The following is a 20,337-nucleotide window of genomic DNA, read 5'->3' as shown; positions in this document are numbered from 1 at the left end:
CTAACAGCCCGAGAAAGATGTCAACAACTTAAAAGCTCCCTCGACACTATCTTTGTTAATTTTTATTCCTGTAATGGTAATTCCAGTCCTGCCAACTCTTACTCATGATTCGGGTAAGGGAGTACGCTAGATTGGGTGCTAAAAGTCTGAAGGGAAGTCTCGACTTCCTAATAAATCCAACGATACTGAGCACTAAGCAGGCGATCGCAGGCGCTTAACAGGTGAATAAATGACCGGCCTTCGCTCCCTTCTCAGGCAATTGGCGGGGGAAGAAACCCCTGTTCGTCTTTTTGGTTCTCGCCCTGACGATGACCTGTGGAGCAAGGAGGTTGATCCTCCTTGGTGCAACTCCGCTATTCCGTCCGCCGGGACTTCCCATTGCAATTTAGTGGCATAACGTGAGGGAGCGTCGCGATTTGGTAAGCTAAAGAGTACTCTCTAGAACCGCGCAAACACCGTCTATGGCTCCATCCGTAAGTTTTGACCTCGATGCCCTCAACCAGCGCTTTGAAGGGGCGCATCCCCGCGAAATCTTGGCGTGGGCAGTGGCTGAAATTCCCCAGGGGCTAGTGCAGACCAGTGCCTTTAACATTGATGACATGGTGATTACGGATCTGCTCTACCGCGATCTGCGCCCGCATCCTCCTGTGCCCGTTCTCTTTTTGGATACACTGCACCACTTTCCGGAGACCCTGGAATTCGTGCAGCAGGCCAAGGAAAAATATGGTCTTGATTTGCGCATCTACAAAACTCCCGAAGTGGACAGCCGTGAGGCTTTTGCTGAGCGCTATGGTGACAAGCTTTGGGAAAGGAATGTTGAGCAGTTTCACTATGTCACCAAAATTGAACCACTGCAACGAGGCTTAGCAGAACTCCATACCGTGGCTTGGCTTACGGGACGGCGTCGCGATCAGGCGGTCACCCGTGCCAATATGCCCTATGTGGAACTGGACAAAGAGGGGCGTCTGAAAATTAATCCTCTTGCTGCTTGGACACGCAAGCAAACTTGGGCCTACGTGATGGAGCACGGGGTGATTTACAATCCCCTCCACGATCGCGGCTATGCCAGCATTGGGGATGAACCCCTCACTACCCCTGTGGCCGAAGGGGAAGATGAACGGGCGGGTCGCTGGCGCGGCATGGGCAAAACCGAGTGCGGCATTCACATCTAAGCTCATGTACTTTCAGGATGTTATTGCGACGCTGCACCAATTTTGGTCGGCCCAGGGATGCTTGATTGCCCAGCCCTACGACGTGGAAAAGGGCGCCGCCACCAAAAGCCCCCATACCTTTTTACGTGCCCTCGGCCCTGAGCCTTGGGCAGTGGCCTATGTGGAGCCTTGTCGGCGACCGGGGGATGGTCGCTACGGCGAGAATCCCAACCGCTACCAGTACTACTACCAGTACCAAGTGCTGATCAAGCCTTCTCCCGACAATATCCAAGAACTCTATTTGGAGTCGCTGCGCGCCCTTGGCATTCGTCCCCAAGAGCACGATATTCGCTTTGTTGAAGACAACTGGGAGGATGCCGCCGTTGGCGCGTGGGGGGTGGGCTGGGAGGTCTGGCTCGACGGTATGGAAATAACTCAGTTTACCTATTTTCAGCAGTGCGGGGGTCTGGATTGCCGGCCAGTGTCCATTGAAATTACCTACGGCTTGGAGCGGCTGACAATGTACCTTCAAGAAGTGGACGCGATCGCCAATATCCGTTGGAACTCTAGCCTTACCTATGGCGATGTCCATCTCCAAGGGGAAATTGAGCAATCCACGTACAATTTTGAGGCCTCCGATCCGGAACGATTGTTTACCCTTTTTAGTCTCTACCAGCAGGAGGCGGAGCAGCTTCTGGAAAAGCAGTTGGTTTTCCCCAGCTTGGACTACGTGCTCAAGTGTTCCCACACCTTTAACCTGCTGGAGGCCCGTGGCGTGATTTCGGTGGCGGAGCGCACCCGCTACATTGGTCGCATTCGCGCATTGGCACGGCGGGTTGCCCAAACCTATGTCCAGCAACGGGAAGCTCTGGGATTTCCCCTGCTCAAGGAGCCAACGCCGAACGCCCCCTTAAGTCACGATTAATTTAATCGAGATCAACAGAGGAAAATAAATGGGATCGCAGTGGCACCTGTGGGGAGTTACTGTTTTGTTGGTAGCGACAGCAGCAATGGCAGCAGAGGTGCCGCGCTTTGTCAGTCCCAGAAAGTTTTGGGGACAGTTAGTCTATCAGGTCAAACCACTGAAGCCCGAAAACGTAGTGGCCCTAACCTTTGATGATGGCCCGTGGGGTAGCTCCACCCGCCAAGTGCTGCAAATCCTCAAGGAGGAGGATGTCAAGGCCACCTTTTTTGTCCTTGGCAAGCACGCCCTGATGTACCCGCATGTGCTTGCTGAGATTGTCAAGGCAGGTCATGCCGTTGGCAACCACAGTTGGAGTCATCCCTACAAACGCGTTGCTTCAGAGGTAGCCAAACAGGAAATCGAAAACACCTCTGCGCTGATTGCCAAACAAAGCCAAGCGCAAACGCGCCTCTTCCGCCCACCAGGGGGCAATTTGACCACGGGGCTGGTGGATTATGCCAAGTCAAAACACTATGCCATTATCATGTGGTCAGTGGATACCCATGATACTCGACCCAACACCACCGCAGCGGATATTGTTGAGCGCGCCCTCAGGGAAGTCAAAGCGGGCAGTATTATTTTGCTCCACGATGGCGGGGGCGATCGCACTACTACTCGCAAAGCCCTCCCCACGCTGATTCGTCGCCTGCGGCAAAAGGGTTATCGCTTTGTCACTGTGCCAGAACTGCTGCACCTAGCGGTTAAAGCACCCACCCGAAAGCCTGAACCAAGCCCCGCACCCGCCCCGGAACCCATTTTAAGCCCAGCTCCCCTACCCCCTCCAGAAAGCCTGCCCCCTCCTGCGCCGGTGCCTACCCCTCCCTCCAGTCTCCCTAGGGAACCACAACTAGGCTCACCCCGTATGCCTTCCCACTAAGGCTCTAGGGGAAATTCGCTAATCTGGGGTGTCGAAGTACCGTTGAGGGTTTCCCCCAATTGATGGAGGGGTTCATAGACGGGTTCTAAACTGGCTTGGGTGTGGGCGATCGCCCGCAGCAGCTCAGCCGTGAGATACTCCAAGGGATGGGGAGGGGGCGGCTGGCGGCGGCGATATTTGGGAGTCGGCACAAACTCGCTGGCCACAGCCTGAAGCTGGTAGGCTACTGCCTTGACCTTGGCAAGACAGATTAGGGTTTCCTCTAGGTGGTGGACAATTTGCTGGTGCTGCGTCTGTAGTTGTTGCCACTGTTCAGGGGCGATCGCCACCGGTTGGAGATCAAGGGGGGTCAAATCCCGAAAAAGTGTTTCTATATCTAGTGTTTCATTACTCACGAGTCCCTCCAACAAGGCCGCGTCAAAGAGTTCCCCGAGCACTTCGGGAGACACGGCTGCCCACTCACTGGGGGAAGAAAATGCAGGATCAGGGGGGGTCATGGGCATTTACCAAGTCGCATTGGGTGGGATTGCAGAACATGAAAAAGGGTCTGTCCTCCTAACTTTGTTAACCTTATAACGGTTTTGTTTGGTAATTGTGATTGTGACCTCCTCTTCTCTACCGATTGTTTTAGGTGTAACGGGTGCCTCTGGCCTGATTTACGCCGTACGTGCCATTAAATTTCTATTACAAGCAGGCTATCCCATTCAATTGGTAGCCTCAAAGGCGGCGCATCAGGTGTGGCAGGCGGAATATGGCCTTACCCTGCCCATCCAGCCCGACAAGCAGGCCCTGTTTTGGCGCGAACAGGCGCAAGTCTGGGAGGGTTCCCTCACCTGTCACCGGCCCACAGATGTGTCGGCTGCGATCGCCAGCGGTTCCTTTCGCACCTTGGGCATGGTGATTCTTCCCTGTAGTATGAGCACCGTTGCCAAGTTGGCTGCCGGGTTAAGTTCAGATCTCCTAGAGCGAGTGGCCGACGTCCACCTCAAGGAACACCGTCCCTTAGTGCTGGTGCCTCGCGAAACCCCTTTTAGTCTCATTCACCTGCAAAACCTCACCCAATTGGCGATGGCGGGGGCGCGCATTGTGCCGGCCATCCCCGCGTGGTATCACCGTCCCCAGACCATTGAGGACTTGGTGGATTTTGTGATCGCCCGTGCCTTCGATCAGTTAGGGTTGGATTGTGTGCCTTTGCAACGCTGGCAAGGACCCCTTTCCTAATGCGCACTTGGATTTATTTGGGGGCGATCGCCCTCCTCACGATACTCGTTGTTCAAAATTGGGAGCCGGTGATTTCCCTCCGCTTTCTAGGACAGCAAACACCGCCGCTCCCCCTTGCCACTTGGATTGTGGTGGCAGCCCTCTCTGGGATCGGTGTCGGCCAGTGTTTACTCTGGCTCACCGCAGAAGCTCCAGTGGTTCCGACAAGCGGGCAATCGCAAGAACCCCCTGCAGCAGACCCCTCGATGCGTCCGCCGGCGGATGAACCAGAGATTGATACCAGGGATGTCGAGGATTGGTTTAGCGAGCCAGCGCCAACCCGCCGCGAGCCAGAGATTCAAGATCGCCCCCGCACCACCTACGCATACCAATATCGCCCTTCCCGCAAAGCCACCGCCAAAGCCCCACCGCCCCCCGATCAAGTGGTGGATGCCGAATACCGCATTTTAACGCCGCCGCCCCCCAAAGACACTCCCCCTGCGGATGAAGAAGACTGGGACATTCCCCTATGATCAAAGGGGTTGTCATTGGAGAGAGACTGTGAAGGTTGCAGTGGTGGGTGCCACAGGTCGCACAGGTCAACGAATTGTGAGTGCCCTACAAAGGTCTGAACATCAGGCGATCGCCGTTGTACGAAACCCTGCCAAAGCTCAAGGACTTTGGTCCACGGTAGAAATTCGCACCGCTGATGTCACCCAACCGCAGACCTTGCCCCCAGTGCTGAAAGATTGTAATGCCGTGATTTGTGCCACGGGAGCTAGTCCTAGCCTCAACCCCTTGGAACCCTTGAGTGTGGATTATTTGGGTACCAAGAATCTGGTGGACGCTGCCAAAGCTGTCCCTGTGCAGCAGTTTATTCTTGTTTCCTCACTGTGTGTCTCGCAATTTTTCCATCCCCTAAATCTTTTTTGGCTCATTTTGTATTGGAAGCAGCAGGCGGAACGTTATCTGCAAGAAAGCGGTTTAACCTACACGATTGTGCGGCCGGGAGGTCTGAAGGACACCGATGAGGGTGGCTTTCCCATCATTGCCCCGGCAGATACCCTCTTTGAGGGGAGTATCCCGCGATCGCGGGTGGCGGAAATTTGCGTCGCCGCCTTGGGTGAGCCGAGTGCCTACAATAAAATCTTTGAAGTGGTGAGCCGCCCCGATCAGACGCCCGTGGCCTATCCAGAGTTATTCCGTTCAGTTGCGGCAGTGTGAGGAGACCTTTGGTGCGCTTTTCCCGTTGGTTGCTGGCGATCGCCCTTGTTGGAGGCCTAGGCTATTCTTTTTTGGCATCGCGTTCGAGTGCCCTCTGGTGGTATTGGTACCGCTGGCAATCCAGTCAAATTGCCCCCTTGGTGATGCAGGGGGGTGACCCCTATGTGCGAGCACTGATGCGCACCATTTCTGTCGGTGAGGCCAATGACGCCAATCCCTACACGCTGCTCTATGGTGGCGAGCACGTTCAAGACCTTAGCCAGCATCCGAATCGCTGCATTCCCATTCGCCGTGGCCCCAATCAGCATCTATGCACCACCGCAGCCGGGCGCTATCAATTTCTCACCACCACTTGGCAGGAGAAAGCCGCTCGCTATCATCCCCAACCGTCAAGCTGGTTTTGGCAAAACTATAGCTTTGCCCCAGAGTATCAAGATCAAGTCGTCTATCGCTGGCTTACCGATCCTGCCGCTTGGAATGCCGATATTCCGCAACTGCTGCGAGAAGGTCGAGTACAGGAAGTGTTTGCTCTCCTATCGGAGACGTGGACCAGTCTGGGCTACGGCATTGAAAGCAATTTAATGACTCCCCACCTCGAAGAGATCTACCAGCAACTCTTGGCTCAGGAATTAGCTGCGTCACAGACAGCTAGGAGAGACGTGTCCCGCTGATTAATTTTCTCTGCCGACGGATCTATTCAGATGGGCAAACACCTGATTCTTGCGTCGAATCCGTCGGAGTCGCTCTGGGAGAGGGTTTGAGCATTTTTAGTCATCTCGTAGAAAATAATTTACCCCTCCTTGCAAGGGATTCCTCAGAACAGGGAGTTGCAATCCGCTCAGGAAGAGGCTATGTTAAAGGCGCCCTTGCTTTCCTTCGGGGAAGCTGATTAAATGGAAACTTGAAAGTTTTCGATAAGTCTAAATTAGCTTAGCGAAATAGTGACAGTTTCAGAGAATCCCAAAAAAGCAAAGAATAGGAGATTGTTTAGGCAAGTGGTAAGTAAGGGCAAAAGGCTAGTTATCTGGTTATTCACCTTTTGTGCAATCCTACTCCTGACTCTTTACTGGCAAGCAATTGCAGCAAGGGTTTGCTTGAATATTGCTCAACTTGCTCGGATTCAGGGTCGAGACATAACTGACCTTTACCTGAAGGCGTACCAGTTTGCACCTAATGATCTTCACGTTCGCTGGCAGACAGCAGAGGCTTTTGCCCGTGCTGAGCAATACCAAAAGGCCGTTGATATATTACAGGTAACGCAAGCAGGGAATGTAGAACCCTACTCTAGCCTGATACAGGCCAGTTTAATTGAGAACCTAGTTAAGTTGGGCAGGGTGCGCGAAGCATGGAGTCAGTTCTCCCGTGTTCGCAAGCCAATTCCTCTGGATTCAAGAGCAGCAGCTCACCTCTGGCTTGCCGCACTAGACGGAAGAATTCCTAAAACAGATGTAACTGAAGTAGCCCTTGATCGATTGCTGAAGGCAACACTTGGGCATTTTCTTATGATCCATGAACTCGACCCAATACTCACGAAAATAAAGCAGCCCAACTTTTGGCAGACTTCAGAGGGGAAACATCTCCGCTCCCTACTGGAGTATAAGGCCCAGATATGCTGTCACCACTGGCATCATGCAAGCTCACTACAAGAGAAGTCTGAAGTTGATATTGAATTTATTTCTAAATCTCTAGGCCTCTCTAAAAGTGAGATTAAAATTGGTAAAGAACGACTTACCAATACCGAATTTGAGGCCGCTGACTACTCTGCCACTAGTCCGCTCCAATGGTCGGCAAATCCCAACCGAAGGGGCTTTTTTAACACCAACCAAGGTAAGCTAAGGATTGATGCTGTTATTCCAAAAGATAGCGGTTACGGTATTTATTTTTACAGATGGCTTGCATCAGGTACAAAGCCCTATGTTGCCTCAGTTAGATACTGTACACTGAAGCCTCTAGATTATTCACAGGAACCTAAAGTTATCTTAGCCATCGGTAAGCCTTATGTACTTAAGCCAACAGACGGGAAATGGGTTAATGCTTACGTTATTGACTGGAACCTAAGAAAACCAAGGCTCAACCCCTCTCTAACTCTTGCTGGTAGAGGCACACTTTGGGTGGATAAATTCTCAATTAGAGAAATATCCTTAAGTGAAAGTAAAAATTTCCGCAAGGGAAGTGAGAAAATTCTTTTTAATTTCACTGATCAAAAATGCCAGCTCTAGAAAGAGGTTCTGACTATGAATTTTTCTTCTGCTATTGTAAAAAATATCACTAGCCTGATTTTTTCATACCAAATTCATTTTTTCTTGATCACAGCCTTACTGCTTGGTGGAGTCCGACTTATTTTGCCCTATGATTACTTTGTTGTTGCTGGCTTAATTGCTCTATGCATTCTGAGTTATTGCTTGGAAATATTGACTAGAGCAAGATATAGACTAAATCTTCCTTTGACCAGTATTTCTAGACTGCTTTTGGGATTATTTCTATTCTCTGTCCTATTTTCTATTCTATTAACCGGTGAATTAGACCTTCCAAGATCAAGCTACCTTGTGCTCCTCTTTAGTGTAAATATGTATTTATTATTTTTCCACTTAATTAGTCATGTTCCTGATAAAAGATTAAACCAATTTTGTCTGGGAATAATTTTATTTTTAACTTTATTACTGATATTATTTGCCTCTTCTGCTCCATTTTTTACTATTTCTTACTCTCGTAAGTTTTCATTTATACCTGAGGGGATATATAAGATTTTACCTCCACCAAGGTCATTTGAAGATGGGGGCTATAACCCAAACTATTTTCCTGCACTAATAGTTATCCTACTACCAACAAGTTTAGTTTGGTGGCTTTTCCCCAAAACAAGAGAACTGCCTAAGTGGCTGAAATGGTTAACCTTAGTGGGTGTGGTGACCAGCGCATGCATGCTTATCTTATTGCAATCACGTGCCTCTTTTACAGCTGTAGTTATTAGCATTTTAATTCTTCTCATCCTGCGAGTCCCTCTTTCCATTAAACCCCTACTCAAATTAATTCCTGTACTTCTTCTAATATTAATATTTCTATTCATTTATCCTGAGAGTGTACAATCTATTCTAAGAGCCTTTGGAAATCCCTTTGGATATTCATTTATTGAGCGAAATAGGATGTGGCTTTACGGCTGGTTAATGCTTAATGACTTTATGTTTACAGGCTCAGGCATAGTTGAAAAATCTAGTATTGTCCATCTCTTCTATCCCAAGTTAAATGTTGTGGAATTTGCTCTTGTCTATCTCCATAATGTGTTTTTAGAAATAGTTGCTGATGTGGGAATATTCGGTCTAATTAGCTGGCTATCCCTATGGGCTACTACCAGCGTTGGTGCCTGGTTTGCTTACAGAAGCCATCACCCCTTGCTTTCAGCTTTAGGCGCTGCTCTACTTGCTACCCAGTGGGGTATATTTATTCATCAACTGTTTGAGGGTCAGACTTGGGTTGATTTCAAGTCAAGTTCCTTGGTTTGGCTACTCTGGGGGGTGGCCATGGGGATAGGGTTTAGAGCAAAGTGCTTACAGAAGCCTGAGCGCAGTGGTAGTGTTGCATCCTAAGAAAGAATCGCGCCTTTCCCCAAAGGACTAAAATTTAGGAGACTCTCTCGTTTCAGTTGGCTGGCCTTGGTGGATGTCTATGGCATTTCTTGAGTATCTCCACGCGGAACCCCGTCGTGTCATTGTTTTTGATGGGGCAATGGGTACGAATCTCCAGGCGCAAAATCTGACGGCAGCGGACTTTGGTGGTAAGGAGTACGAAGGCTGCAATGAATATCTGGTGATTAGCAAGCCAGAGGCAGTGGCCAAGGTGCATCGTGATTTTTTGGCAGCAGGAGCAGATGTCATTGAAACGAATACCTTTGGCTCATCCTCAATTGTTCTCAGCGAGTACAATTTGGGCGATCGCGCCTACGAAATCAGCAAGAAAGCCGCGGAACTGGCCAAATCTGTTGCCGCCGAATTTAGTACCCCCGACAAACCCCGTTTCGTTGCTGGCTCGATGGGACCAGGCACAAAGCTCCCCACCCTTGGCCACATTGACTACGACACCCTCTACAATGCGTTTCGCGAACAGGCGGCTGGTCTCTTTGATGGCGGGGTTGACCTCTTTATTATTGAGACCTGCCAAGACGTACTGCAAATTAAGGCGGCGCTCAATGGCGTGATGGCCGTCTTTCGGGAGCGAGGCGAACGCCGCCCCCTCATGGTCTCCGTGACCATGGAACAGCAGGGCACCATGCTGGTGGGTTCCGAAATTGGTGCTGCCCTCACGATTCTGGAACCCTATCCCATTGATATTTTGGGACTCAACTGTGCCACCGGCCCAGACCTGATGACGGAACATATCCGCTATCTCTCGCAGCACTCTCCCTTTGTTATCTCCTGTATTCCCAATGCCGGCTTGCCAGAAAACATCGGCGGTCACGCCCACTACAAACTAACCCCAATGGAATTGCGGCTTGCCCTTACCCGCTTTGTTGAAGATTTCGGTGTGCAGGTGATTGGCGGCTGCTGTGGCACACGCCCCGATCACATTGCTGCCCTCGCAGAAATTGCGGCCACCCTGACACCAAAGACCCGCACTCCCCAACGGATGCCTGCTGCCGCCTCGATCTACAGTCCCCAACCCTACGATCAGGAGAATTCCTTCCTGATTATTGGCGAGCGGCTCAATGCCAGTGGCTCGAAAAAGTGCCGCGATCTCCTCAACGCCGAAGATTGGGATGGCCTCGTTGCCCTTGCTCGCGCCCAAGTGCGTGAAGGTGCCCACATTCTGGATGTCAACGTGGACTATGTGGGTCGCGATGGGGTGCGCGATATGCGGGAGTTGGTCTCACGGCTGGTTACCAACGTTACCCTGCCCTTGATGCTTGACTCCACCGAATGGCAAAAGATGGAAGCAGGCTTAAAGGTGGCCGGGGGTAAGTGCTTGCTGAACTCCACCAACTTTGAGGACGGCGAAGCCCGCTTTTATAAAGTTCTGGAATTGGCCAAAACCTATGGGGCAGGGGTGGTCATCGGCACCATTGATGAAGAGGGGATGGCGCGAACCGCCGAGAAAAAGTTTGCCATTGCCGAACGTGGCTACAAAGCTGCCCTTGACTACGGCATTCCCCCCTACGAGATTTTCTTTGATCCCTTGGCGTTGCCCATTTCCACAGGAATTGAGGAGGATCGGGTCAACGGGCGCGAAACCATTGCTGCTATTCGCCGCATTCGTGCTGAACTCCCCGACTGCCACATTCTCCTCGGCATCTCCAACATCTCTTTCGGTTTGAACCCTGCAGCGCGCCAAGTCCTCAACTCGATGTTTCTCCATGAGGCGATGCAAGCGGGCATGGATGCTGCTATTGTCAGTGCGGCCAAAATTTTGCCCCTGGCCAAAATTGACCCAGAGCATCAGCAGGTGTGCCGTGATCTCATCTATGATCGGCGGCGCTTTGAGGGGGACGTGTGTGTCTATGACCCCCTTGCTGAACTCACGCGGCTGTTTGAGGGCAAAACCACTCAACAGGATCGCTCGCAGGTGGAGAACCTGCCCCTTGAAGAGCGGCTCAAGCGCCACATCATTGATGGCGATCGCCTTGGTCTTGAAGACACCCTTGCCAAAGCCCTTGAAAAGTATTCCCCCCTTGAAATTATCAACACGTTCCTCCTCGATGGCATGAAGGTGGTGGGCGAACTCTTTGGCGCTGGGCAGATGCAGCTTCCCTTTGTCCTCCAGTCCGCAGAAACCATGAAAGCGGCCGTTGCCTACCTTGAACCCTTTATGGAGAAAGCCGCCACAGGGGACACGGCCAAGGGCACGGTTGTCATTGCCACGGTCAAGGGGGATGTCCACGATATTGGCAAAAACTTGGTGGATATTATCCTCACCAACAACGGCTACCGCGTAATTAACTTGGGGATTAAACAGCCCGTTGAAAATATCATCCAAGCTTACGAAGAGCACCGGGCAGACTGCATCGCCATGAGTGGCCTTTTGGTCAAATCCACTGCCTTCATGAAGGAAAACCTGGAGGTCTTTAATGAGCGCGGCATTACGGTTCCGGTCATTTTGGGAGGAGCTGCTCTCACACCCAGGTTTGTCTATGAGGATTGCCAGTCCACTTACCACGGTCAGGTGATCTACGGGAAGGATGCCTTTGCCGATTTGCATTTTATGGATCGGCTCATGAGTGCCAAGGCCGCGGGTCTGTGGGACGATCGCCAAGGATTTTTAGATGACACTCGTGTCTCTGTGCTCGAGGAAAGGGACACGCCAGCGATCGCTGACGAACCCACCGCCGTTGCCGAACCTGAGATACCCCCAATAGTGGATACCCGCCGCTCTGAAGCTGTGGCTGTGGATATTCCCCGCCCCACGCCCCCCTTCTGGGGCATTCGTCACCTCAAGGCGGATCAGATTCCCCTTCCAGAAGTTTTTGCCTACCTCGACCTCCAAGCCCTAATTGCCGGTCAGTGGCAGTTTCGCAAGCCCAAGGATCAAGACCGCGCCACCTACGAGGCCTTCCTTGCCGAGAAGGTTTACCCCATCCTTGAGGAATGGAAACGGCGTATCCTCGCTGAAAACCTTCTCCATCCTGAACTGATCTATGGTTACTTTCCCTGCCAAAGTGAGGGCAACACCGTCTATATCTACGATCCACAGCGGGTAGGGGAGAGAAGTGCCTGTGTCCCTGAGCGGGCGATCGCCCAGTTTACCTTCCCCCGCCAAAAGAGCGGCCGCCGTCTATGCATTGCCGACTTTTTTGCCCCTGTGGCATCGGGCATCATTGATGTCTTTCCCATGCAGGCCGTCACCGTGGGGGAAATTGCCACCCAAGTGGCGCAGGAATTATTTGCCGCCAATCAATACACCGACTACCTCTACTTCCACGGCATGGCGGTGCAAACGGCGGAAGCCCTAGCCGAGTGGTGCCATGCCCGCATTCGCCGCGAGTTGAGGTGTACACCAGATCCCACGTCCATTCGCGATATTTTGGCGCAGCGTTACCAAGGTTCCCGCTATAGCTTTGGCTACCCTGCTTGTCCCAATATGCAGGATCAATATACGCTGCTTCGACTTCTGGAGAGCGATCGCATGGGCATGTATATGGACGAAAGTGAACAACTCTACCCTGAGCAATCCACCACCGCCATTATCTGCTACCATCCGACGGCCAAGTACTTCAGCGTTTAGGCCTTATTTTTGTAGCTACTTAAAAGGGGCGGTGCCTGCAGCCTTGGCGAAATAGCTCGCCTACACGTTTTCGGGGCGAGGCTCATGGGCTTGCCGCTCCAAATCGTCTTTCTGAGCGTAGTTGGAAATACGGGCGTAGGCAACGGTGCGGCTTGGGCATCTCATCCGCGGCTTGAGCTTGCAAGGTCATAGGGACGATGGTCGCCCGCCGTGCGTTCGCCACCCAATTTCCCTAATGACTCCCAACGGTGCAGCATCGTGATCGACCCCCCTAACGCCAAAGCGGTTTCATCTATGGTTACCCATCTCTCGATATTGGAGGCTATTGCATAGTCTTGGTGATATTTCAACCCACTGTTCAAGTCCCTTGACCCTATAGTTAGGTATAAGGTTTACGCTGGGGTTAGAAAAACTGGTTTAGGAAAGTTCCTATGAGTGAACTCACGGTTGATGTCTTGGGTACAGGCTGTAAAAAGTGCCACGAATTGGAGGCCAATGCCCGTGCTGCCCTGGCTCAGTTGAACTTAACGGCCAACGTTAACCACATTACCGATCCCTTGGTGATTGCCGACTGTGGTGTGATGCGCACCCCCGCATTGCGGATCAATGGTCAAGTGGTCTCCCAGGGCAAAGTCCTGAGTGCCGATGAAATTGTCCCGTTGCTTCCCCACTAGGGATCTCCAAAGGAGAGAGCAATGCAAGGCAGTACCTTTTGGCAGGGACAGTGGAAATCCCTAGTAGCAATTGTTGGCGTCTTTCTCTTGTGCTTTTATTTGCCCGTTGAGCAGTTGCAGCAGTGGCCGCGCCTCCATGCTGCCTTCTGGAATGCACTGTACTTGGTGCGCTGGTATGCCCAAGAGCATGTCATTCTCTGTCTAGTGCCGGCCTTTTTTATTGCCGGGGCGATCGCTGTCTTTCTCAGCCAAGAGGCCGTCATGAAGTATCTGGGGGCAGAAGCTCCTAAGACTTTGGCCTATGGCGTGGCGGCCGTGTCGGGGACGATTTTGGCGGTGTGCTCCTGTACAGTTTTGCCCCTCTTTGCGGGTATCTATCGCCGCGGAGCAGGGTTAGGGCCGGCGATCGCCTTCCTCTATTCGGGGCCCGCCATTAATGTGTTGGCAATCATTCTCACGGCACGGGTTTTGGGGCTGTCTTTGGGGGTGGCGCGGGCAATCGGCGCCATTCTTTTTAGTGTGGTCATTGGGTTAATCATGCAAGCCCTCTTTCCCAGCCCAGTTGCAGCCTCTTCCCCCACGAGTACGCCCTTGGCCGGCGATGAACCCGCACGTCCCCTCTGGCAGCAGGTGATCTTCTTTGCGGTGTTAGTGGGAATTCTTGTCTTTGCCAACTGGGCACAGCCCACCAGCGATGTCTTTCTCTGGCAGGCGATCGCCCTGGGTAAGTGGTGGCTCACGGGATTTCTAGGGCTAATTCTCGGTGGCCTCTTGGTGTATTGGTACCACCTAAACCCGTCCAAAGTGCTGCTCATTGTCGGCGTGACCGCCGTCTTGGCGTGGCGATTTGGTTCCCAGCCACTGGTTCCCTTTAGTGCCGGCATTGTGGGTTTGGGGTGGCTGACCAGTACCGCGCGGGGGGAAGCCAAGGCTTGGTTTGAATCCACTTGGGAGTATGCTCAGCAAATTCTCCCCCTCCTGTTGCTGGGGGTACTCATTGCCGGGGCTCTCCTCGGTCGGCCGGGGAGTGAAGCTTTGATTCCCAGCCAATGGATTACCCAAGCAGTGGGCGGTAACTCCGTAGGGGCAAATTTCGTAGCGGCGATCGCCGGTGCATTTATGTACTTTGCCACGCTAACGGAAGTCCCGATCCTCCAAGGCCTATTGGCCAATGGCATGGGACAAGGCCCCGCCCTGGCGCTCCTCCTAGCCGGGCCGGCATTATCCTTACCCAATATGCTGGTTATCCGCCAAATCATTGGTTGGCGCAAAACAATTGCCTACGTGGCATTGGTCGTGCTAATGGCAACGCTGTCGGGGATTGGCTATGGCTACTTTTGGGGCTGACGCAGATTCGCTAGACTGAGGCTAGATTTTGGGGAGTGAGGATGAGCTACGACTACGACCTGTTTGTGATTGGTGCAGGTTCCGGTGGCCTAGCGGCCTCTAAACGAGCCGCCTCCTACGGCGCTAAGGTGGCCATTGCCGAAGGGGATAGAGTCGGCGGTACCTGCGTCATTCGGGGTTGTGTTCCGAAAAAGCTCATGGTCTATGGCTCTAAGTTTAGGCATCTTTTTGAAGATGCCGTCGGCTATGGCTGGCGTCCCGTTGAAGCTAAATTGAACTGGGAGCGCCTGATTCAAGCGGTCAACCAAGAGGTGAATCGTCTCAGCCAAATGCATATTAGCCACCTTGCCAAAGCCGGGGTGGAACTGCTGCCCTTTTTTGCCCGCTTTGCTGATCCCCATACCCTAGAACTCGTGGATCGCCAAGGACAGGTACAACAGCGGGTGACAGCGGCAAAAATCTTGATTGCCGTGGGGGGCGAAGCCATTAAGCCCAATGTGCCGGGCATTGAATACAGCATTACCTCGCGGGAGATGTTTTTGTTGCCCAAGCAGCCCAAGCGCCTGGCCATTCTTGGCGGTGGCTACATCAGTGTTGAGTTTGCGGGCATCATGCAGGGGTTAGGCACGGAAGTGATTCATTTTCTGCGGGGCGATCGCCCACTGCGGGGTTTTGACCAAGACATTCAAGATGGGGTCTATGAGGGAATGCTGCGCCACGGCATTGACGTTCGTCCCCGCTGCCACATTACCGGCTTGAAGCTCACCAAGAAGGGCAATATCCGCATTCACTACGAACACCAGGGGCAAGCGTGTGAAACCAAAGTGGATACGGTACTCTGTGCGGTGGGACGTGCCCCCAACTTACAGGGACTGGGTCTCGATCAAGCGGGGGTGCACCTCAGTGCCAATCGTCAGGGGATTGTGGCTGTAGCGGTGGATGAATACTATCGCACCAACCAAGAACACATTTTTGCCGTGGGGGACTGCACCAACCGCGTCAACCTCACCCCCGTTGCCATTGCTGAAGGACGTGCCTTTGCCGATACCCAATTCGGCAACCTGCCCCGCACCCTCAGCTATGAGAATATTCCCTCGGCAGTATTTTCCCAACCGGAGGCAGCTTCAGTGGGGCTGTCGGAGGCCCAGGCCAAGGCAAAGTTGGGGGAAGAGAATGTCAAGATCTACCGCACCGCCTTTCGCCCAATGTACCACAGCCTCACAGGTCGCGATGAAAAGGTGATCGTCAAGTTGGTGGTGGAGAAAAATACGGAGGAGGTGTTAGGTGCCCACATGGTGGGGGACAACGCCGCTGAAATTATCCAAGGGATCGCGATCGCCCTGAAAATGGGCGCCACCAAGAAGGACTTTGATGCCACCATGGCGATTCACCCCTCGACAGCGGAGGAGTTTGTCACGCTGCGTTAGTGGCAACTTGAATGGGAGTGTGCAGTAATTCTAGAGCCGCCAGATATTGGGGATCCGCCGGGGTGCCCATGGCCATCAAGCTCTCTGGCGCCTCAAGCACTTGTCGGTCTGGCCCAATCCCCACTTTGTCAATGTTGTGGTGGTTAGGAGTTTCGTAGTGGGCAATGGTCACCGCCAGCCCAGAGCCATCGCTGAGGTTAAAAAGAGACTGAATTGAGCCTTTACCAAAGGTGCGATCGCCCACGAGGCGAGCACGCCCATGGTCTTGAAGGGCAGCGGCTAAAATCTCACTGGCACTGGCTGTTCCACCATTTACGAGGACGACCAACGGATCATGGGTGAGGGCTTCCCCATTAGCATTGAGGCTATCAATAATTCCATGGCGATCAACGGTATAGACAATTACCCCTGAATCGAGCCAAAGTTGGGCAATTTCTACTCCTGCCTGCAGCAACCCCCCTGGATTATTGCGCAGATCAAGAATATATTCCTCAGCCCCTTGCTGCTCTAGCCGTTCAATGGCCTTGCGCATTTCGTTGGCCGCCATAGCACTAAACTGACTGAGGCGAATATAGCCAAGGGTGTGCCCCTGCACTTGGCGAGCTTCGGCAATCACCGGATTAATTTCAATATGTCCCCGTTGCAGGGTGATGTCTTGAGGGGCGTTACTGCCCCGTTGTAGCAACAGATGGACGGCGGAACCTACTGCTCCCCGCATTCGTTCGGCAGCTTCATCGAGGCTGAGCTTGGTGGTGGAGATGCCATCAATGGCAAGAATGCGATCTCTTGGTTGAATACCGGCTTTGGCAGCGGGAGAACCATCTATGGGGGCAATCACTTCAAGGACGCCGGTTTCCGGGTCGGTGCTAATTTGTAAGCCAACGCCGGTTAATTCGCCGGCAGTGGTTGTCTGGAGGCTGCGAAATTGGGCAGGTCGCAGGAGGCGAGTAAACGGATCCTCAAGTGTGGCCAGCATCTTTTCAATGGCCTCATAGGTGGCCTCACGATTGGGGAGGGGACGCTTCAAGGCTTTTTCGCGCACCAGCCACCAGTTTTGGCCGTTAAAGGACGGATCAACGTAGGCTTGGTTGACAATGCGCCACGCCTCATTAAGGAGTTTTTGTTCCTCTGTGAGGGCGATCGCGATTTCAGAGGGGAAAATCCCCCAAAGCGCCACAAGAATAACGAAAAAACAAATGAGACGTTGTAGCCAACGAACCCCCATTGCTCCACCTGTGGATGACTTCTTTTTCCTAAGCTAGCACTAGAAAAATGTTTTGGAAAACACAGTTAATTTTTGAGGACAACCTTGGGATACAGGCGATCGCCCCCGCTCACGCCAATCCCCACAGCAGTACCGGCAAACGTTACGCCAATAACCTTCTGGGCCGGCGGTAGCCCCGTGCAAACAACGGCACGACCCTGATACCAGTCCCGGAGTTGCGCCTCATCTAGCTCTTGCCAAGGGAGGTGAGCCAGAACCTCCTGGGGAGGGTGCAGAGGTAAATGCTCCGGGGAAATCATCTCTAGAGAATGGCTCTGCTCAATTCTCAAGCCGCCACTTTCAATGCGCTGCAGAGTTGCCAAAGTTCCCCCTACTCCCAAGGCGGCTCCCAAGTCGCGGGCAAGGGCGCGAATATAGGTACCACTCCCGCAGCTAATGCGCAGGGTAAGTTCGGGGTGGGAACCCGCTTGCCAATCCAAGACCTCGATAGCATAAATTTCCACAGTCCGCGGCGGGGCGCTCACTACCTCGCCGGCACGGGCACAAGCATAGAGTCGCTGCCCCCCCACTTGAATCGCACTGTAGGCCGGGGGCAATTGTTCAATTTGGCCAATAAACCGCGGTAGATGTTCCTGAATGGCGGCAAGGGTGAGGTGATCGGCCGCCCGCTCTTGGCAAATGTTACCCGTAATGTCATCGGTGGTCGTGGTGATGCCAAAGCGTACCGTACCAATATAAACTTTGCGATTACACAAATAGGGAAGAAGCCGCGTTGCTGATCCAAGGGCGATCGGCAACACCCCGGTGGCCATGGGATCCAAGGTGCCGCCATGACCAATGCGTTTGAGCCGCAGCCGCTTTCGCAGCGCGTTAATACAGTCGTGGGAAGTACAGCCGGCGGGTTTATTGAGATTCAAAAAACCAAACATCAAGGCGTTGTGGTCTTCTCGGGACTGAGGGGTAAACCACTGACAAAGCGTTGCAAGGCAGCGATCGCGCGGTTGTACTCCACGGTGGAACTCAGCAGATTGCTCTGAGCGCGAACTAAGGCGGTTTCCGCATTGCTCACCTCCGCCTGGGTGCCCACACCCGCCTGGAAGCGCAGACGGGCAAGGCGGAGTCCCTCAGTTGCTTGGCGCACCGCCACCTCATTGGTGCGGATATTTTCTTGACTGGACTTGAGGGTGTAGTAGGCCTGCTCCACTTGGAAGCGAATCAAATTGCGAAAGGCGGCATACTGGGCTTCGGCAATAGCCGCAGCACTTTCCTGCTGCGCAGCACTGGCCCGGGAGACCCCGCCGTCAAAAAGGGTCAGGTTTAGCTGGCCGCCAACGGTGTAGCCCCAGCGGGGGGCAACCGCATCGTCTAAGTTGTCCAATGTATTAAAAGTGCCGCCGGCAACCAATTGGGGACCCAGATTCCCCAGGGCAACCCGCCGCTGTTGAAGTGCTGCATTCCGCAGAGTGAGTTGCTGTTCCAATTCCACGCGGTTGCGCCAGGCCAAGGCAATACTTTCCTCAAGGGACAGTGTCCATTCCCCAACCACTCGAATTGGGTCGGCCGCCCGCACATTAGCCTTGTCATTGAGACTGAGCACCTGCGCCAGTTGGCGTTGAGCCGTTTGCAGTTGGCTTTGGGCTTGCACTAGTTGCTGCTGGTTGTTGGCCAGTTGCACTTCCGCCGTCAAAACATCAAACTTGGTTCCCAAGCCGGCGCGTTCACGGGCAATCGCATCCCGCAAGCTGATTTGCGAGTTTTGTACTGCTGCTTCACTAATGCGCACAAGAGCTTCCGCCTGTTGGATGTTGTAATAGGCATTGGTGACCTCCTGACGGAGTTGTTCAAGTTCCCGCTGAAGATCCAGTTCGGCATTGCGCACCTGTTCCTGGGCTGCTTTGATACTCGCCTCCCGCTGGCCAGCGGTGAAAATGTTGTATCCCAACTGCACGGTGCTGCTCCAAGTATTGCTGGTAGTGTTGAGACGGGCAGGTGGGGGCAGTGTGGCGTTTTGCAGGCGAATTGCTGCTGAATCCGTACGATTAATGCCCAACTGGAAAGAAATACTGGGATAGAGCGCTGCTTTGGCCTGGCGGAGGACAGCCCGACTTTGTTGCAGTTGTGCCTCAAGGATCTGCAGTTGGCGATTATTGCGGCGGGCAAGTTCAAGGGCTTCGTTGAGGGTGATGGGTCGATCTAGGTCAATTTTCACTTGATCGGGACGACTGGGGAGATAGAGCGGATCGGGATTGGGGTTGAGGGGCAACAGATCGGTTGCCGTAGGATTGGATTGGGCGATCGCCCCCCCGCCCATGGCGATCCAGATGCCCGCAAGGCTTCCCAGCAGCAGACCGCTTTGTTGGCAGATGGATGGTTGACCCATGTTCCCTCCCGACGCCGTGAGAATTCCGAATTCTTTACCCCTAAAACTATAACAGTCCTTCTCTTAAGGAACTACTCCCGAAAAGGCGCTACACTTGACTCAAGTTCCAAAACACCTGTAATCGACACAGTGGCAACAATTTTACGCACTTGGAGCTACCGGTACCCTTGGCTTTACGACACAATTAGCGCCCTCGCCGCCCTTGCAGTGGGGGGAAGCGATCGCCTGCATCGCTTGGCTTGGCAAGATTTGAACTTACCCCGCAGTGCCGTTGTTCTAGACCTCTGCTGTGCCCACGGCGTTGTCACTCAAGCCTTAGGGGAGGCTTTTGATCGGGTCACAGGCCTCGATGCCTCGCCGCGGGCGATCGCCCGTGCCCAACAGCGGGTGCCCCAAGCCACCTACGTGGAAGCTTTTGCCGAGAAGATGCCCTTTGCCGATGCCACCTTTGATCTGGTACACACCAGCATGGCGCTCCACGAAATGACCCCGCAGCAGCTGCATGCTGTCTTGGCGGAAGTGTGGCGGGTTCTTAAGCCCGGTGGCTGGTTTGCCCTGATTGATTTTCATCCTCCCCAAGTCCCCCTCCTGTGGCCGGCAATTGCCCTCTTTTTCTGGCTCTTTGAAACCGAAACCGCCTGGCAACTGCTGCAAATAGACTT

The 20,337-nt window shown here is 53.2% G+C and carries 18 protein-coding genes; 14 read left to right on the top strand and 4 right to left on the bottom strand.

What is annotated here, in order from left to right; genetic code table 11:
* Nucleotides 1-461 precede the first annotated feature (461 nt).
* Genes cysH through Q0711_RS01265 form a run of 3 tightly spaced genes read left to right on the top strand, consistent with a single transcriptional unit; the run spans nucleotide 462 to nucleotide 2,992 of the window.
* Nucleotides 462-1,172, top strand: a complete 711-nt coding sequence (cysH, locus tag Q0711_RS01275) for a phosphoadenosine phosphosulfate reductase (RefSeq protein ID WP_298614706.1) — start codon at nucleotides 462-464, stop codon at nucleotides 1,170-1,172.
* Between the two features lie 4 nt (nucleotides 1,173-1,176).
* Entirely contained in the window at nucleotides 1,177-2,076 is a 900-nt protein-coding gene (gene glyQ, locus Q0711_RS01270; protein ID WP_298614703.1) for a glycine--tRNA ligase subunit alpha, read from the top strand.
* A 28-nt stretch (nucleotides 2,077-2,104) separates the two neighbouring features.
* A complete protein-coding gene (locus tag Q0711_RS01265; RefSeq protein WP_298976619.1) occupies nucleotides 2,105-2,992 on the top strand; it encodes a polysaccharide deacetylase family protein in 888 nt (295 codons plus the stop codon).
* Here the strand turns inward: Q0711_RS01265 and Q0711_RS01260 are convergent.
* Nucleotides 2,989-3,489 carry a hypothetical protein gene (locus Q0711_RS01260; RefSeq protein ID WP_298616255.1) on the bottom strand — a complete coding sequence of 167 codons (501 nt, stop codon included), beginning with the start codon at nucleotides 3,487-3,489 and terminating at the stop codon, nucleotides 2,989-2,991. The two genes, Q0711_RS01265 and Q0711_RS01260, sit on opposite strands and share 4 nt — an antisense overlap.
* Nucleotides 3,490-3,592: 103 nt before the next feature.
* On the opposite strand from Q0711_RS01260, the gene Q0711_RS01255 reads away from it, so the two are divergent.
* The 10 genes from Q0711_RS01255 (at nucleotide 3,593) to gor (ending at nucleotide 16,070) form a co-directional block, all read left to right on the top strand.
* On the top strand, nucleotides 3,593-4,213 hold the full coding sequence (locus Q0711_RS01255) for a flavin prenyltransferase UbiX (protein WP_298616258.1): 621 nt from the start codon (nucleotides 3,593-3,595) through the stop codon (nucleotides 4,211-4,213).
* The gene (locus Q0711_RS01250; RefSeq protein WP_298618038.1) at nucleotides 4,213-4,725 is read left to right on the top strand and encodes a hypothetical protein; all 513 of its coding nucleotides are present in this window, start codon (nucleotides 4,213-4,215) and stop codon (nucleotides 4,723-4,725) included. Before Q0711_RS01255 ends, Q0711_RS01250 begins: the two co-directional genes overlap by 1 nt.
* Before the next feature lie 28 nt (nucleotides 4,726-4,753).
* Nucleotides 4,754-5,416, top strand: a complete 663-nt coding sequence (locus tag Q0711_RS01245; RefSeq protein WP_298616263.1) for an SDR family oxidoreductase — start codon at nucleotides 4,754-4,756, stop codon at nucleotides 5,414-5,416.
* Between the two features lie 11 nt (nucleotides 5,417-5,427).
* A complete protein-coding gene (locus Q0711_RS01240; RefSeq protein WP_298616266.1) occupies nucleotides 5,428-6,087 on the top strand; it encodes a glycoside hydrolase family protein in 660 nt (219 codons plus the stop codon).
* 423 nt (nucleotides 6,088-6,510) lie between these two features.
* The gene (locus Q0711_RS01235) at nucleotides 6,511-7,635 is read left to right on the top strand and encodes a hypothetical protein (RefSeq protein WP_299041347.1); all 1,125 of its coding nucleotides are present in this window, start codon (nucleotides 6,511-6,513) and stop codon (nucleotides 7,633-7,635) included.
* A gap of 15 nt (nucleotides 7,636-7,650) precedes the next feature.
* Nucleotides 7,651-8,997: an O-antigen ligase family protein gene (locus tag Q0711_RS01230; protein WP_299041345.1), complete on the top strand. Its 1,347-nt coding sequence runs from the start codon at nucleotides 7,651-7,653 to the stop codon at nucleotides 8,995-8,997.
* Between the two features lie 73 nt (nucleotides 8,998-9,070).
* Nucleotides 9,071-12,622 (top strand): methionine synthase, encoded by a 3,552-nt coding sequence (metH, locus tag Q0711_RS01225; protein WP_298976610.1) that lies wholly within the window; start codon nucleotides 9,071-9,073, stop codon nucleotides 12,620-12,622.
* A 431-nt stretch (nucleotides 12,623-13,053) separates the two neighbouring features.
* A complete protein-coding gene (locus Q0711_RS01220) occupies nucleotides 13,054-13,296 on the top strand; it encodes a thioredoxin family protein (protein WP_298611305.1) in 243 nt (80 codons plus the stop codon).
* A 21-nt stretch (nucleotides 13,297-13,317) separates the two neighbouring features.
* On the top strand, nucleotides 13,318-14,643 hold the full coding sequence (locus Q0711_RS01215) for a permease (RefSeq protein WP_298617566.1): 1,326 nt from the start codon (nucleotides 13,318-13,320) through the stop codon (nucleotides 14,641-14,643).
* 41 nt (nucleotides 14,644-14,684) lie between these two features.
* Nucleotides 14,685-16,070 (top strand): glutathione-disulfide reductase, encoded by a 1,386-nt coding sequence (gor, locus tag Q0711_RS01210; RefSeq protein ID WP_298614211.1) that lies wholly within the window; start codon nucleotides 14,685-14,687, stop codon nucleotides 16,068-16,070.
* Here the strand turns inward: gor and ctpA are convergent.
* The 3 genes from ctpA to Q0711_RS01195 all read right to left on the bottom strand — a co-directional run bounded on the left by ctpA (nucleotide 16,057) and on the right by Q0711_RS01195 (nucleotide 19,675).
* Nucleotides 16,057-17,295, bottom strand: a complete 1,239-nt coding sequence (gene ctpA / locus Q0711_RS01205) for a carboxyl-terminal processing protease CtpA (protein ID WP_298614209.1) — start codon at nucleotides 17,293-17,295, stop codon at nucleotides 16,057-16,059. The genes gor and ctpA overlap by 14 nt on opposite strands.
* Nucleotides 17,296-17,360: 65 nt before the next feature.
* Entirely contained in the window at nucleotides 17,361-18,224 is an 864-nt protein-coding gene (gene truB / locus Q0711_RS01200; RefSeq protein ID WP_298614207.1) for a tRNA pseudouridine(55) synthase TruB, read from the bottom strand.
* Nucleotides 18,224-19,675 (bottom strand): TolC family protein, encoded by a 1,452-nt coding sequence (locus Q0711_RS01195; RefSeq protein WP_298614205.1) that lies wholly within the window; start codon nucleotides 19,673-19,675, stop codon nucleotides 18,224-18,226. Before Q0711_RS01195 ends, truB begins: the two co-directional genes overlap by 1 nt.
* Before the next feature lie 129 nt (nucleotides 19,676-19,804).
* Between Q0711_RS01195 and Q0711_RS01190 the strand changes: the two genes are divergently transcribed.
* On the top strand, nucleotides 19,805-20,337 hold a 533-nt coding region (locus Q0711_RS01190; RefSeq protein ID WP_298614203.1), incomplete at its 3' end, for a class I SAM-dependent methyltransferase.

Source organism: uncultured Thermosynechococcus sp., assembly GCF_937958135.1.
Taxonomy (GTDB): Bacteria; Cyanobacteriota; Cyanobacteriia; order Thermosynechococcales; family Thermosynechococcaceae; genus Thermosynechococcus.
Note: the sequence above shows the minus strand (reverse complement) of the source record. Positions and strands in the feature narration are given on the sequence as shown.